Consider the following 13,251-nt stretch of genomic DNA (forward strand, 5'->3'; position numbering starts at 1 on the left):
ACTCCGCCGCCGGGGCCTCGGCCCCGGAAGGTCACAGAAACTCAAGTGCCCCGATGGCCCCGTGCGAGAACTCGGCCGCACGGCCGACACGATGATCCGCTGCCTCCACCTCCAGGGGTAAGCCCCACCGCGGACGCCTGCGCGCGGACCGCTGGATACGGCGTCTGTGCGACACCGCTGTACGGCCGGCCCGGCCGGGCCGGCCTGATCACTACCAGTGTCGGCCAGGATCCGCCCGGCCTGCCTGAGGTTGCCGGTACGGACCGCGTCGGCCATCGCGGCCCTCGCCGCGGGCATGGGCGTGTCCGGTGGGACCACGAGCAGCGAGAAGTGGTCCCCGGCCCGGAGCACCTGACCGCCGCCTTCGCGCCCGCGGCACCCTCGCCCACGGAGGGACCACGAGTGGACCGGCCGCACCCTGGCCGGAGGCCGTTGGCCTGGGAGTTTCCTCTGGAGCGGGCAACGAGAACCGAACTCGCGCTCTCAGCTTGGGAAGCGACGGCGCCTGTCAAGTCATGTGGCCTCTGAACTGGTCATACGCAGCTGATACTGGGCCGCCGGCGTGCTGGATCACACCGCTGTTCACCGTGACTGTCCGCTTTTACGGGCACGCTATGGGCACGCGTCAAAGGCGCCGAGCCGCAAGCGGCGCTTGGCGGATCGCGGCGAGCTCGGTGCGCTGTCCCGGGGAGCGACCCGGGGATGGCCATCGCAACCGCACCGAGTGGGTACTTTCACTCGCCGTACGGGTCGGGACGAGGTTTGCAGCCGCCGGCCGCTTCGGCACGGCCTGTGTTAACGCTTGCATTAACATGGGGCTCGTGGCTCAATGGGAAGTGGTCCTCGTCACGGAGGTCGCGGCGTGGTTCGAGGCGCTGGCCGAGGAGGACTGGGACAGCGCCGAACAGGTGGAAGACGCCATCGACATGCTGGCGGCCGTGGGCCCGACGCTCGGCCGCCCGCTGGTCGACCGGATCAAGGGTGCCGACAACCATCACTTGAAGGAGCTGAGACCGGGTTCGTCCGGGAACAGCGAGATCCGGATCCTCTTCGCTTTCGATCCGGTGCGCCGGGCGGTGCTGCTGGTGGCCGGGGACAAGGCCGGAAACTGGCAGCGTTGGTACGACGTCAACATCCCGATCGCCGAGGAGCACTACCGGGCGCATGTGTCTGATCTTGAGACCAGGGAGTACGAATGAGCACGGTCGGCTGGGAGGAGACCAAGCGCAAGGCGCGCGAGCGGCGCGAGGCCGCTGGGCTGCCGGTGCGTTCGGCTCAGGAGAAGCAGGCGGCCATGGACAGGCTGACTGCTGAGGTGCGCGCTCACAAGCTTGCGGAGGTCCGACGTGAGCAGGCGTTGACCCAGCGCCAGGTCGCCGCATCCATGGGGGTCTCGGCACCTCGCGTCTCCGCGATCGAGCACGGCGAGCTGGACCGGGCCGAGGTGGCGACACTCCGAGCCTATGTGGAAGCGCTGGGTGGTCGGCTGCGTGTAGTCGCGGACTTCGGAGACGCGGAGTACACCGTGGCCTGAGCCGGCTGCCGCTCTTGCCGCCCGGCACGGACAGCTCTTCGACGCGCTCCAGAACCCGTGGAAGCCCTCGCGCGGGCATGGAAAGCCCTCGGCAATGAAGAAGGCCCGGGTCTCTGACCCGGGCCTTCTTCGTGGAGCGGGTGACGAGAATCGAACTCGCGCTCTCAGCTTGGGAAGCTGCGGTGATCCGGGACGGATTCGCGGGCTGACCTGCGCGTACGTTGGCCTCGGGGCCGCGGTGGACGCTGGTGCGTTCACCGTGGTTCCCCGCTGTTCCCCGCCCTGTCTGGTGCGCTTGTGGTGCGGTCACAGTGCAGCGCGTGGACCGAGACCCGCGTTGAATGCTGCCGTTTGCTGGGGCGGACTGGGCACCTCCTGACAGCGGTGCCGGGAGACGCCCAGCGGGCTCACATGGCGTCGATCTGCCAGGCGATCATGCCGGTTGCCCCATCGGCACCGTCAACGTCGATGCGAACCGGCTTGTCCGCGATGATCCGCTGCTGAACCACCGACTCATCGCACGGCACCTTGCTCTCCGTGCCGACGCTCGCAGGCTCGAATTCCAGTCGTGCGCTGCCGCTGCCGACGCATACCAAGTTGAGCCGGTAGGTCTTTCCCTTGTCCAGGTGGGGCTCAATGTGGATACCGTCGGTCACGCGTTCTGCGCCGGCCTCAACCAGCGTCCCGCTATGAACGGCGGCGAGGGCCGCCTGGGCCTGCTCGGTGAGCTTCTTCTCAGACGGCCCGGTTGCTGTCTGAGACAAGCTCGGCACAGGCGACGGTGAAGAATTCGCGCCCTTGTCCCCATCATTGGCGGACGTCGTGCACGCGGCGATCAGGAAGGCTGACACCAAGACGGTGCCTCCGGCGAACCACGTCGTGCGTGAGCTCGATTGAGTCATGTCGCGGTTTCCCAGTACTTCCAGCCGGTCTCGGACGTGGGCAGCGTTGCCGTGCCGTGGCCGATCTCGACACCACCGCAGCCGTTACCAGTGGACCGGTACTTCTTCCACGTCACCTTGTAGCCCCATGAACCGTACTGCAAGTGCCCGTACTTACCCCGGGCAATGTTGCGGGTGTAGGTGTGCCCCGTCGAGATCGAGACACTACCGGCGATCTTGTAGCTGATGGACGACTTGGCCGCCGCGACGACCAAATTGGCTTCCCCCGAGATCGTGCCGGTCACCTCGGCCGTGATGGTCCCCGTCTTGGTCACGCTGACGGTCATGGTCCCACCCGGACCGTCCTTGTACTTGGTGCCGTTCCACCATGACGGTACGTGGTAGCCCTTCTTCGACGTGATGCTGACCCACGTCGACGGGCCGTCACACCGGTTCGGCTTCATCGTGTGAAGCGGCTGTTCGGTGTCTTCCTCCCAACCCTGCCTATCGTTGATGTCCTGCGTTTGATCAGCGGAAACGGCCGTATCGTCGGTCGGTACTTCCGCAGCGGCAGCAGCGCCCGCAGTGCCGAAGCACAGAAGCAGAGCTGCAATGGCAGCGCCGGTCGGAGCGCGCCGTGAGCCGATGCCCATGTAACACCTTTCTGGTGGACCGCCCCCGTGGCGATCAAGCACTTGGACACTACGTTTGGGGCATGCACGCGACAAGCGGATGTTCGATGCTCTGAGGAGAACTTGAGCATGCAATGCGTTTTCGTCGCATCGCCCAACCCGAAGCGAGAACCCTGGAATCGAGGTCGGCGGAGTTTGATTCGAAAATCAACCACCCGCGCAGGTCAGACCGCTTCCGCTGACCAGCGGACCTGAAGAAGCCCACGGCTCTGACCAGCACAGACACCTGGACCTTGGGGTGGTCGTGTGAGCCGCAGTGCACCGCTGTTGACCGTGGTTGTCCGCCCTTACGGGCATGGATTGGGCACGGCCTCGGACTGTGCCGCTCGGCAGTCCCCTCCTGGTCGGTGGAGCCGTACCGGATGGCACGTCGACCGATGCGCGTCCGGGCGAGCTTGCGTGTGCAATCAGCAGCCACTGGCTGGTGAGGGGCGCAGTCGCACTGCGGGCTGGTTCCCTGTGAGCACCCCCGACGCGGTGGAGCGGGCCGACTTCAGGGAGCCTGTCCGCGCGCAGGTGCCGGGTGGACAGTGTTCCCGGGCCGAAGACGGGGGCGCGCCGTGCGTGACGGAGGCACGTTCCTCATGGGCGGTGCCCCACTCGGGCGGCAGGTCCGCGGCGAAGGCGCGTCCCTCGTCGAGCCATGCGCCGAGCGTGTAGTCCTCCGCGGCCGCGGCGCCGTCGACCAGGATCCAGCCGCGCATCGGGCGGCCGGTCATGTCGAAGACGCGCGTCCCCGGCCGGGCGAACGCCGCGACGGTCACGTGCGGGCCGACCCTGACCACGGGGTCGTCGGTGACGCCGACGGCCATGTCGAGCTCAGGAAGCACGCCGTAAGGGTGACCTCGGCCCCGGTTCCGAAGCCGCCCCCGGCCGTCACGGCGATCGTCATGGTCTCGAGCTTCCGTCTCCTCGGGAGCGGTCACCACCCGGTGAGCAGCAGATGGTTGAGGAGCAGGGCGAGCAGCGCCTGGGCGGTGAGCCAAGCGCGGATGGGGGTCCCCCCTGCTGGAGCGGAGCCGGAAGCTCGGGGGAGGGCGAGGAATGCGCACGCCGGGAGCAGCCACAGCGCGAAGGGCAACCAGATGCGTTCCGTCTCCGCCTTGCTCATGCCGGACAGGTCGGCGACCAGCAGGGCGAGGAGGGCGGCGGACACGAGGAGTGCGAGACGGGCCTCGGCTGTCCGGTCGGGGGCGTCGCCGCGGCACCGGACGAGCACCGCACCGGTCCGCCGCAGGCCCGCCGCCGTCGCCAGGCCCGTGATGAGTGCCGTGCAGGCGAGGTTGGCCCACACCCAGTAGCCGTAGGGGCGGACACCGCCGGCGCCCTGGTAGTAGCGCGTGACCAGCAGGTGGTAGGCCTCCCACCAGTTGAACCCGGCGAGCGTGAACGCCGTCGGGACCACCGCCAGCCCGGCGAGCAGGGGCACCAGCAGGGCGGGGCGTTCCCGGATCCCGTGTCGGCCGAGCACCAGTACCGCCGCCGCGATCAGCGCGACGAGTGTGAGGCCGTACGACAGGTAGCAGGTCAGGCCGAACAGCAGCCCGGACGCCCCTGCCCACCACAGAGACCGTCCGGTGACCGCCAGCGCGAGCAGCGCCACCGCCCATGCAGCCACCGCCGCGAAGTACGCGTCGGCCGAGGTGCCCATCCATACGGCGGCCGGGGCCAGGACGAGGAAGGGCGCCGCCCCTCGCGCGAGTCTCTCGTCGGCCAGGGCGCGGACCGTGACCAGCACGGCCGCGCAGGCCGTCGCCCCGACGGTGATGCACCACACCCCGGCCCAGCCCCCGCCCCGCAGCCCGATCCGGTCGAGCAAAACGAAGGTGAGCGTGGCTGCGGGCGGGTGGCCGGCGATGTGGGCGGGCCAGTTGTCGGGGGAGCCGAGCAAGATGTGCTGGGTGAAGTCCCGCAGCGTCGCCGGGATGTCATGGAAGCGGTCGATGACCTGGAGGTACTCGTGGCGGGTGGTGAGCCGGACGGCGATGCCCCGGTGCCAGCCGTCGACCAGGGCGAGGGAGTAGATCCACGCCATGGCCGTGCCCCACGTCAGGGGAACCAGGGCCCGCCAGGGGAGACGGGCCGCGAGGGCGGGGCCGTACGCCACGGTGGCGACCGCCACCAGGACGGCCGCCGGAGTGCCGGGGCCGAGATGGGGTTCCCAGGACGCCAGCAGCGGGGGCCAGTTGACGAACAGCGTACGGCGGGTCCCCTGGATGTGGTGGCCGACGAGCACGGCCGTTGTCACGAGCAGCACGGCGGCCCCGGCTGCGTACAGGTCACGGCTCAGGCCACGGGGCACGCCGGAGCGCGCGGTGCCGGGCTCGGTGGAGGGCAGGGTACGGATCACACCGGAACGCTAGGCCGCGCGGCCGGTCACGGACCGCCGTCCGGGCCCGATGTCAGCGTTTCGTCATGGGTCGCGCACCCTTTCGCGGGGTGGTTCCGGCCTACCGTCGGAACATGCGCGACCCCGACGCCCCACGGCTTCCCTCCTCGCCCGGCTTCTGGCGCAGCCCCCTGCGAGGCCCCTGGTTCACCTCGGTGCTGGGCCTCGTCCTGCTCGTCGGCATCACCGTGCTGTTCGTGACGGGCCTGGTCTCGTACGCCGCTTACAACCCCGGCCTGTCCCCGGTGAACGACAAGACACCGGGCAAGGGGATCCTCGGCTTCTACCTCTTCGCCTGGCCGACGGACCCGCACTGGCTGTACCGGCTCAACCAGGGCGTCCACGTCACCCTCGGCACCACCCTGATCCCCGTCCTGCTCGCCAAGCTGTGGTCCGTGGTGCCGAGACTGTTCGCGCTGCCGCCGGCCCGCTCGCTCGCGCACGCCCTGGAGCGGATCTCGCTGCTGCTCCTGGTGGGCGGCGCGCTGTTCCAGTTCGTGACCGGTGTGCTCAACGTCCAGCTCGACTACGTCTTCCCCGGCTCCTTCTACCCTCTGCACTTCTACGGAGCATGGGTGTTCTTCGCCGCGTTCGTCGCCCACGCGCTGCTGAGGATGCCCACGGTGCTGCGCAGTCTGCGGCACCCGCGGGAGGAGAGGAACGACCTGGTGTCTCCGCGCCCCGCCGAGCCGACCGTCTCCCGGCGGGGTGCCCTGTGGTTCGTCGGGGGCGGCTCGCTGCTGCTGTTCGCCACCACGGTGGGGCAGAACTTCGACGGTCCGCTGCGGCGCACCGCCCTCCTCGCACCGCACGGCGGCGGCGATCCCGGCAGTGGCCCGAACGGCTTCCAGATCAACAAGACCGCCGCGTACGCCGGGATCGATGCGGCGGAGACGGGCGAGGACGCGTGGCGGCTCGTCGTCACGGGGCGCACGGGCACCGTCCGCCTCCGCCGGGACGAGCTGCTCCGGCTTCCCCTGTACAGCGCGGCACTGCCCATCGCCTGCGTGGAGGGCTGGTCGACGTCGGACCAGTGGTGGCGCGGGGTGCGGCTGCGCGACCTCGCGGCGCTCGTCGGGTACGACGACCCGCCGGACGTGTTCGTCGAGTCCCTCCAACGGAGCGGCGCCTTCCGGAAAGCCGCCCTGCGCGCCAACCAGGTGGCCGACCCGCGTTCCCTGCTCGCCCTGTACGTCAACGGCGAGGAGCTGTCCCCCGACCACGGCCACCCGGCGCGGATCATCGTGCCCGCCGCGCCCGGTGTGCTCAACACCAAGTGGGTGGCCCGGATGACGTTCGGAGACCTGTGATGCCTCGGCTGCTTCCGCGCGTTCCGATCGGCAGTCCCCTGCAACTCCTGCTGCTCGCCTGCTCGTTCGCGCTCGCCGCCTATGCGGGTGTGCGGCTGCTCGCGGACGACTGGTTCGGCGTGGCGCTGTGGTTCGTGGGGGCGGCGCTGCTGCACGACCTCGTGCTGCTGCCCTTGTACGCGGTCGCGGACCGGGCGGCCGTACGGGGGCTCGGCGCGGTCCGGCGCCGGGAGTGGGCGCCGTACGTGCGCGTACCGGCGGCCCTCTCCGGGCTGCTCCTTCTCGTGTGGTTCCCGCTGATCAGCGGCATGGTGGAGCGGCGCTACCGGTTCGGCACCGGGCTGCCGGCGGACGTGTTCCTCGCCCGCTGGCTGCTGATCACCGCCGTCCTCTTCGGCGGCTCGGCGCTGCTGCTGGCGCTGCGGCTGCTGCGGCTGCGCAGGGCGGCGAAGCACCGTCCGCCGGCTGTCCACTGACCGGCCCGCTCCCAGTCCTGTGCGTACCGGAGCAGCGCCCGCGTGCCGAGCCGCGCCCAGGGGAAGAGTGCGCCGGTTCCACCGGCGTCGGTGAGGCCGACGACCTGCACCTGGGCGCGTTCGTCGACGTCCACCGGGGCGGTCTCGGCGATCAGCAGGCCGCCGGGGCGCAGGAGCCGGGCCACCCGGTCCAGGAGCGCACGCGGGGCACCGCCGATGCCGACGTTGCCGTCCATGAGCAGGACGGTGCCCCAGCGCCCCTCGCCGGGCAGCGGTTCGAAGACCGAGCGCCGCAGCGCCCGACCGCCGAGCCGCACGGTGTGGTCCACGGCGGCCTCGCTGACGTCGACGCCGAGGACGGCCCGGCGCCGGGCGGCGAGTTCCGCCACCAGCCGCCCGGGCCCGCACCCCACGTCCAGCACGGTTCCCTCGCAGCGGTCCAGCACGTCCCGGTCGACCGCGTCGGCCCGGGCGCACCAGCGTTCCACCTCCAGCGGCAGCAGCCAGCCGTCGGCGCGGCGCAGGAACAGCGGGCCGCGGCCGGCGCGCAGGGCGGCGGCGTAGGGGTCGGCGGTCGCCCAGGCGAGGGCGGTGGTGGGTGGTGTGCTCATCGGGGTACGGCCGGCGGCGAGTCCGGTGGGGAGTCCGGCCGGCCGGCCGGTGGGAGGTCCGATCCAGGGTCCGGCTCCGTGGCCGGCGGCGAGTCGACCCCCGTGACCGGCCGCGCATCCGGCCCCGCGACCGCCGTGCACCGGGCCAGCCGGGCCGCGAAGCGGCCGTGCGGGGCCAGGGCGGCGACGGCGTGGGCGTCGGCGGCGGTGTCGACGTCGCGCAGGGGCGGCAGGTCGCGCACCCGCAGGCCGGCGGTGAGGAGCCGGTCCCGTTGGGCTGCTCCCGTCACCGAGGTCGACATGGGCACGCCCCGCAGCAGGTCGGGATCGGGGCGCGCCAGGCCGAGGGCCCAGAAGCCGCCGTCCTCGGCCGGGCCGAAGTGGGCGTCGCAGTCGGCGAAGTCCACGGTGAGCAGTTCCGGCGTCACCTGCGGGGTGTCCATGCCGATGAGCAGGGCCGGGCCGTCGCAGCGCGCGAAGGCGTCCGCCAGCCGCTCGTCCAGCCCGCCCGCGCACTGCGGTACGACGTCGAAGCCGGGCGGCAGCCAGGGGCCGGGGGCGCCGTCGAGGACGAGCATGCGCCGGGAGGCGGGCGTGGCCGCCACGGCGTGCAGGGTGTCCGCGAGGGCCGCCTCGGCCAGCTCCGCCGCCTGACCGGGCGTGAACGGCGGGGTGAGCCGGGTCTTGACCCGGCCCGGCCGCGGCTCCTTGGCGATGACGAGGAGCGTGGTCAACGGACGGTTCCTCCTCCGTGCACGGGGGGTTCGCTCAACACGCGGCTCATGTCCCGTACGGCCTGCCAGGTGCCGCGCCAGGTGCCCGTCACCTTTGAGGCTCCGGTGCGCGGCAGGTACGGCACGTCGTGCTCGGCGATCCGCCAGCCGGCGTCGGCCGCGCGGACGACCATCTGGAGCGGATAGCCGCTGCGCCGGTCGGTGAGGCCGAGGGCGAGCAGGGGCTCGCGGCGGGTGGCGCGCAGGGGACCGAGGTCGTGCAGGCGCAGCCCGGTGCGGCGGCGCAGCATCCGCGCGAGCGCCAGGTTGCCGGCGCGGGCGTGCGCGGGCCACGCGCCCCGGCCCCGCGGACGCCGTCGGCCGAGCACCAGGTCGGCCTCGCCGTCCCGGACTTCACGGACGAAGGGGACGAGGAGCGACGGGTCGAGGGAGGCGTCGCCGTCGCAGAAGCACACCACGTCGGCGGTGGCGGCGGTCAGCCCGGCGTGGCAGGCGGCGCCGAAGCCCCGGCGCGGCTCGTGCACGACGGTCGCGCCGCACGCGCGGGCGACCTCGGCCGAGCCGTCGGTGGAACCGTTGTCGACGACGAGCGCGCGCCAGCCCGGCGGGATCCGTTCGAGCACCCAGGGAAGGGCCTCGGCCTCGTTCAGGCAGGGCAGCACCACGTCGACGTCCGAAGGAGTCGTCGTCACGGTCTCACCCTACGAATGCGAATCGGGCATACCGGACTTCCGCTCCTTACGAAACGCGGACGTCCAAGGCCAGGGCAGTGCTCGGGCGCGACACCGCCGACGGCGCGGTGCCAGGCTGGAGGCATGCAGCAGGAGCCGTACGAGCCCCTGGGGGCGCAAGCCGCCGACGGGTCCCCCCGAATCCTGGTCGTCGACGACGATCCGACCGTCGCCGAGGTCGTCGCCGGGTATCTGGACCGCGCCGGTTACGTCGTCGACCGCGCCGGCGACGGCCCGACGGCCCTCACCCGTGCCACCGCGCACTGGCCGGACCTGGTCGTGCTCGACCTGATGCTGCCCGGTATGGACGGCCTGGAGGTGTGCCGGCGGATCCGCGGCCACGGCCCCGTGCCGGTCATCATGCTCACCGCCCGCGGTGACGAGGACGACCGCATCCTGGGCCTGGAGGTCGGCGCCGACGACTACGTCACCAAGCCCTTCAGCCCCCGCGAGCTGGTGCTGCGCGTGGAGTCGGTGCTGCGCCGCAGTGGGCCCGTCGCCCACAGGCATCGGCTGGAGGCGGCCGGTCTGACCGTCGACCCGGCGGCCCGCCGGGCCACCAAGAACGGCACCGAACTGGCGCTCACTCTGCGGGAGTTCGACCTGCTCTCCTTCTTCCTGCGTCACCCGGGGCGGGCCTACGGCCGCGAGGACCTGATGCGCGAAGTGTGGGGGTGGGACTTCGGTGACCTGTCGACCGTCACGGTCCACGTCCGCCGCCTGCGCGGCAAGGTGGAGGACGACCCGGCCCGGCCCCGCCTGATCCAGACCGTGTGGGGCGTGGGCTACCGCTTCGACCTCACCGGCGAGGAGGACTGACCGTGCGTGACACCCTCCTCATCGCCCTGTACGCCTTCGCCGGTGCCGCCGCCACAGGTCTGGTCGGGGCGGGCGTACTGCGCCTGATCCGGCGCCGCTCGCTGACCGCCTCGCTCGCCGTGGTCGCGGCGGTCGGGGTCGTCGCGATGCTCGCGGGCACGCTCGCCGTCGCCCGGGCGATGTTCCTGTCGCCGCACGACCTGACCGTCGTCACGACCGTCGTCGCCATGGCGGCCGTCGTCTCCCTGGCCACCGCGTTGTTGCTGGGCCGCTGGGTCGTCGCCCGCAGCCGCGAACTCGCCGTGGCCGCACGCTCCTTCGGCGACGGCGGTGACTTCGCCGCGCCCCGGGGCCCGACCACCGCCGAATTGGACGAACTGAGCCGCGAACTGGTGGCGACCAGCGCCAGACTCGCCGAATCCCGGAAGCGGGAACGCGCGCTGGAGACCTCCCGGCGTGAACTCGTCGCCTGGATCTCGCACGACCTGCGCACCCCGCTGGCCGGCCTGCGCGCCATGTCGGAGGCCCTGGAGGACGGCGTCGCCGCCGACCCCGACCGCTACCTGAGGCAGATGCGCACCGAGGTCGAGCGCCTCAACGACATGGTCGGCGACCTCTTCCAGCTCTCCCGCATCCACGCCGGCACCCTGCCCCTGGCCCCCACCCGGATCTCCCTGTACGACCTGGTCGGTGACGCGCTGGCGGGAGCCGACCCGCTCGCCCGGGAGCACGGGGTGCGGCTGGTGGGCGACCGCATCGAGCCGGTACCGGTGGAGGTGGACGGCAAGGAGATGAGCCGGGTGCTGGGCAACCTGCTGGTCAACGCCATCCGCCGGACGCCGGCCGACGGCACGGTCGCGGTCGCCGCGGAGCGTTCCCCCGAGGGCGTGGTGCTGTCGGTGACGGACGGCTGCGGCGGCATCCCCGAAGAGGACCTGCCGCGCGTCTTCGACACCGGCTGGCGCGGCACACACGCCCGGACGCCCCCGGCCGGCGCGGGCCTGGGCCTCGCCATCGTCCGGGGGATCGTGGAAGCGCACCAGGGCCGGGCCACCGTACGCAACACTCCCGGCGGTTGCCGCTTCGAGGTGGTGCTGCCCGCCGCCGCTTCCTGAACGCGGGCAGCACCACCGGTCCACCGCGGCGGTCCTACGCCCCCCGCATTCCGGCCCGCGCGAACTCCGTCATGCCTTCCTCGAAACCGACCTCCGGCTTCCACCCCAGCCCGGTCCGCAGCCGCGACGAGTCCGCGGTGATGTGCCGTACGTCCCCGAGCCGGTACTCGCCGGTGACGACCGGCTCAGGACCGCCGTACGCGGCGGCCAGCGCCCGCGCCATCTCGCCGACGGTGTGCGGTTCACCGCTGCCGGTGTTGTACGCCGTGAGCAGACCCCGGGCGGCCTCCGCCTCCAGCGCCACCGCGTTGGCCGCCGCCACGTCCCGGACGTGCACGAAGTCCCTCAGTTGCCGCCCGTCCTCGAACACGCGCGGTGCTTCGCCCCGGGCGAGCGTCGAGCGGAAGAAGGAGGCGACACCGGCGTACGGGGTGTCGCGGGGCATTCCGGGGCCGTACACGTTGTGGTAGCGCAGCGACACCGCCGACCCGCCGGTGCAGCGGGCCCAGGCGGCGGCCAGGTGCTCCTGGGCGAGCTTGGTCGCCGCGTACACGTTCCGGGGATCGACCGGGGCGTCCTCGCCGACCAGACCGGGGGAGAGGCCGTCCCCGCACACCGGGCAGGCGGGCTCGAACCGGCCCGCGTCGAGGTCGGCGACGGCACGCGGCCCGGGCCGTACGACCCCGTGCCGCGGGCACTCGTACCGCCCCTCCCCGTAGACGACCATCGACCCGGCCAGCACGAGGCGCCCGACGCCCGCCTCCGCCATGGCGGCGAGCAACACGGCGGTGCCCAGGTCGTTGCGCGAGACGTACTCCGCCGCGTCGGCGACCCCGTTGCCGAGCCCGACCATCGCGGCTTGGTGGCACACGGCGTCCACACCGGACAGGGCGCGGCCGACGGCCGCCGGGTCCCGCACGTCGGCGCCGGGATCCTCCCGCACGTCGAACACGAGCGGCTCGTGTCCGCGCTCCCGGAGCGCGGCGACGACATGGGACCCGATGAACCCGGCACCGCCGGTGACCAGTACGCGCATACGGCCACGCTAGGTCCGCACCGGCGCCGCACCACGGGACCGCGCCCGCACGTCATGACTCCGTAAGGCATGCGGGGGAGGCATGCGCGGGTGCGTCAAACCAGGACGAACCGGAAACCGTGCGAGAGGCTGCCCCCATGACAGCCTCACCCTCCACCGAACCCTCCGCCGACACCCCGTACCGCTACGACGACCTGACCGCTCTCTACTTCAACTGCACCCTCAAACCGTCTCCACAGCTCAGCCACACCCAGGGCCTGATCGACAAGAGCCGGGCCATCATGGACGCCGTCGGCGTGACCACGGACCTGATCCGCGCCGTGGACCACGACATCGCACCCGGCGTCCACCCGGACATGACCGAGCACGGCTTCGCCACCGACGCCTGGCCCGGACTGTACGAGAAGGTGATGGCCGCCGACATCCTCGTGCTCGCCGGCCCGATCTGGCTGGGCGACAACAGCTCCGTCACCAAGCAGGTCATCGAGCGTCTCTACGCCTGTTCCTCGCTGCTCAACTCCCAGGGTCAGTACGCCTACTACGGCCGCGTCGGCGGCTGTCTGATCACCGGCAACGAGGACGGCGTGAAGCACTGCGCCATGAACGTCCTCTACAGCCTCCAGCACCTCGGCTACACGATCCCGCCCCAGGCGGACGCCGGCTGGATCGGCGCGGCCGGCCCCGGGCCGTCGTACCTCGACCCGGGCTCGGGCGGCCCGGAGAACGACTTCACCAACCGCAACACCACCTTCATGACCTGGAACCTGATGCACCTCGCCGCCCTGCTGAAGCACGCCGGAGGCATCCCCGCCCACGGCAACCAGCGCTCGCAGTGGGACGCCGGCTGCCGCCCGGGCGCGGACAACCCCGAGCACCGCTGACCGGTCCCCGGCGGACGTAAGGGTTTCGTCATCCGCCAGGCA

The 13,251-nt window shown here is 71.9% G+C and carries 14 protein-coding genes; 6 read left to right on the top strand and 8 right to left on the bottom strand.

The window, feature by feature from the left end; translation table 11 throughout:
- Positions 1-812: 812 nt before the first annotated feature.
- Together ACX25U_RS18515 and ACX25U_RS18520 are read left to right on the top strand one after the other, a co-directional pair.
- Complete coding sequence (locus ACX25U_RS18515; protein ID WP_454393484.1) at positions 813-1,199, top strand: type II toxin-antitoxin system RelE/ParE family toxin; 387 nt, start codon at positions 813-815, stop codon at positions 1,197-1,199.
- Complete coding sequence (locus tag ACX25U_RS18520; protein WP_073951158.1) at positions 1,196-1,534, top strand: XRE family transcriptional regulator; 339 nt, start codon at positions 1,196-1,198, stop codon at positions 1,532-1,534. The genes ACX25U_RS18515 and ACX25U_RS18520 overlap by 4 nt, the downstream gene beginning before the upstream one ends.
- A 407-nt stretch (positions 1,535-1,941) precedes the next feature.
- On the opposite strand, the gene ACX25U_RS18525 is transcribed toward ACX25U_RS18520, so the two are convergent.
- The 4 genes from ACX25U_RS18525 to ACX25U_RS18540 form a co-directional block, all read right to left on the bottom strand.
- Positions 1,942-2,436, bottom strand: a complete 495-nt coding sequence (locus ACX25U_RS18525) for a hypothetical protein (RefSeq protein ID WP_458633812.1) — start codon at positions 2,434-2,436, stop codon at positions 1,942-1,944.
- Positions 2,433-3,068 (bottom strand): hypothetical protein, encoded by a 636-nt coding sequence (locus ACX25U_RS18530; RefSeq protein ID WP_454393489.1) that lies wholly within the window; start codon positions 3,066-3,068, stop codon positions 2,433-2,435. The genes ACX25U_RS18525 and ACX25U_RS18530 overlap by 4 nt, the downstream gene beginning before the upstream one ends.
- A gap of 446 nt (positions 3,069-3,514) precedes the next feature.
- Entirely contained in the window at positions 3,515-3,937 is a 423-nt protein-coding gene (locus tag ACX25U_RS18535; protein WP_454393491.1) for a hypothetical protein, read from the bottom strand.
- 92 nt (positions 3,938-4,029) lie between these two features.
- Positions 4,030-5,409 (bottom strand): hypothetical protein, encoded by a 1,380-nt coding sequence (locus tag ACX25U_RS18540; protein WP_454394356.1) that lies wholly within the window; start codon positions 5,407-5,409, stop codon positions 4,030-4,032.
- Positions 5,410-5,570: 161 nt separating this feature from the next.
- Here ACX25U_RS18540 and ACX25U_RS18545 point away from each other — a divergent pair, with 161 nt between their 5' ends.
- A complete protein-coding gene (locus ACX25U_RS18545; protein ID WP_454393492.1) occupies positions 5,571-6,806 on the top strand; it encodes a molybdopterin-dependent oxidoreductase in 1,236 nt (411 codons plus the stop codon).
- A gap of 322 nt (positions 6,807-7,128) precedes the next feature.
- On the opposite strand, the gene ACX25U_RS18550 is transcribed toward ACX25U_RS18545, so the two are convergent.
- Genes ACX25U_RS18550 through ACX25U_RS18560 form a run of 3 tightly spaced genes read right to left on the bottom strand, consistent with a single transcriptional unit; the run spans position 7,129 to position 9,319 of the window.
- A complete protein-coding gene (locus ACX25U_RS18550; protein ID WP_454393494.1) occupies positions 7,129-7,893 on the bottom strand; it encodes a class I SAM-dependent methyltransferase in 765 nt (254 codons plus the stop codon).
- A complete protein-coding gene (locus ACX25U_RS18555) occupies positions 7,890-8,627 on the bottom strand; it encodes a TIGR04282 family arsenosugar biosynthesis glycosyltransferase (RefSeq protein WP_454393496.1) in 738 nt (245 codons plus the stop codon). Before ACX25U_RS18555 ends, ACX25U_RS18550 begins: the two co-directional genes overlap by 4 nt.
- Positions 8,624-9,319, bottom strand: coding sequence for a glycosyltransferase family 2 protein (locus tag ACX25U_RS18560; protein WP_454393497.1), 696 nt, complete (start codon positions 9,317-9,319; stop codon positions 8,624-8,626). The genes ACX25U_RS18555 and ACX25U_RS18560 overlap by 4 nt, the downstream gene beginning before the upstream one ends.
- A 123-nt stretch (positions 9,320-9,442) precedes the next feature.
- Here ACX25U_RS18560 and ACX25U_RS18565 point away from each other — a divergent pair, with 123 nt between their 5' ends.
- Complete coding sequence (locus ACX25U_RS18565; RefSeq protein ID WP_454393499.1) at positions 9,443-10,177, top strand: response regulator transcription factor; 735 nt, start codon at positions 9,443-9,445, stop codon at positions 10,175-10,177.
- A gap of 2 nt (positions 10,178-10,179) precedes the next feature.
- Complete coding sequence (locus ACX25U_RS18570) at positions 10,180-11,292, top strand: sensor histidine kinase (protein ID WP_454393501.1); 1,113 nt, start codon at positions 10,180-10,182, stop codon at positions 11,290-11,292.
- Between the two features lie 34 nt (positions 11,293-11,326).
- Here the strand turns inward: ACX25U_RS18570 and ACX25U_RS18575 are convergent, their stop codons facing one another.
- On the bottom strand, positions 11,327-12,328 hold the full coding sequence (locus ACX25U_RS18575) for an NAD-dependent epimerase/dehydratase family protein (protein ID WP_454393503.1): 1,002 nt from the start codon (positions 12,326-12,328) through the stop codon (positions 11,327-11,329).
- Between the two features lie 137 nt (positions 12,329-12,465).
- Here ACX25U_RS18575 and ACX25U_RS18580 point away from each other — a divergent pair, with 137 nt between their 5' ends.
- Entirely contained in the window at positions 12,466-13,209 is a 744-nt protein-coding gene (locus tag ACX25U_RS18580) for a flavodoxin family protein (RefSeq protein ID WP_454393505.1), read from the top strand.
- The last annotated feature ends 42 nt before the right edge of the window (positions 13,210-13,251 follow it).

The organism is Streptomyces sp. JNUCC 63, from assembly GCF_054366325.1.

Excerpts from the sequence above, each read along its gene's own strand:
- ACX25U_RS18520 (WP_073951158.1), top strand. The coding sequence starts at position 1,196 with ATGAGCACGGTCGGCTGGGAGGAGACCAAGCGCAAGGCGCGCGAGCGG.
- ACX25U_RS18565 (WP_454393499.1), top strand. The coding sequence starts at position 9,443 with ATGCAGCAGGAGCCGTACGAGCCCCTGGGGGCGCAAGCCGCCGACGGG.
- ACX25U_RS18530 (WP_454393489.1), bottom strand. The coding sequence starts at position 3,068 with ATGGGCATCGGCTCACGGCGCGCTCCGACCGGCGCTGCCATTGCAGCT.
- ACX25U_RS18550 (WP_454393494.1), bottom strand. The coding sequence starts at position 7,893 with ATGAGCACACCACCCACCACCGCCCTCGCCTGGGCGACCGCCGACCCC.
- ACX25U_RS18575 (WP_454393503.1), bottom strand. The coding sequence starts at position 12,328 with ATGCGCGTACTGGTCACCGGCGGTGCCGGGTTCATCGGGTCCCATGTC.
- ACX25U_RS18525 (WP_458633812.1), bottom strand. The coding sequence starts at position 2,436 with ATGACTCAATCGAGCTCACGCACGACGTGGTTCGCCGGAGGCACCGTC.
- ACX25U_RS18515 (WP_454393484.1), top strand. The coding sequence starts at position 813 with ATGGGGCTCGTGGCTCAATGGGAAGTGGTCCTCGTCACGGAGGTCGCG.
- ACX25U_RS18545 (WP_454393492.1), top strand. The coding sequence starts at position 5,571 with ATGCGCGACCCCGACGCCCCACGGCTTCCCTCCTCGCCCGGCTTCTGG.
- ACX25U_RS18580 (WP_454393505.1), top strand. The coding sequence starts at position 12,466 with ATGACAGCCTCACCCTCCACCGAACCCTCCGCCGACACCCCGTACCGC.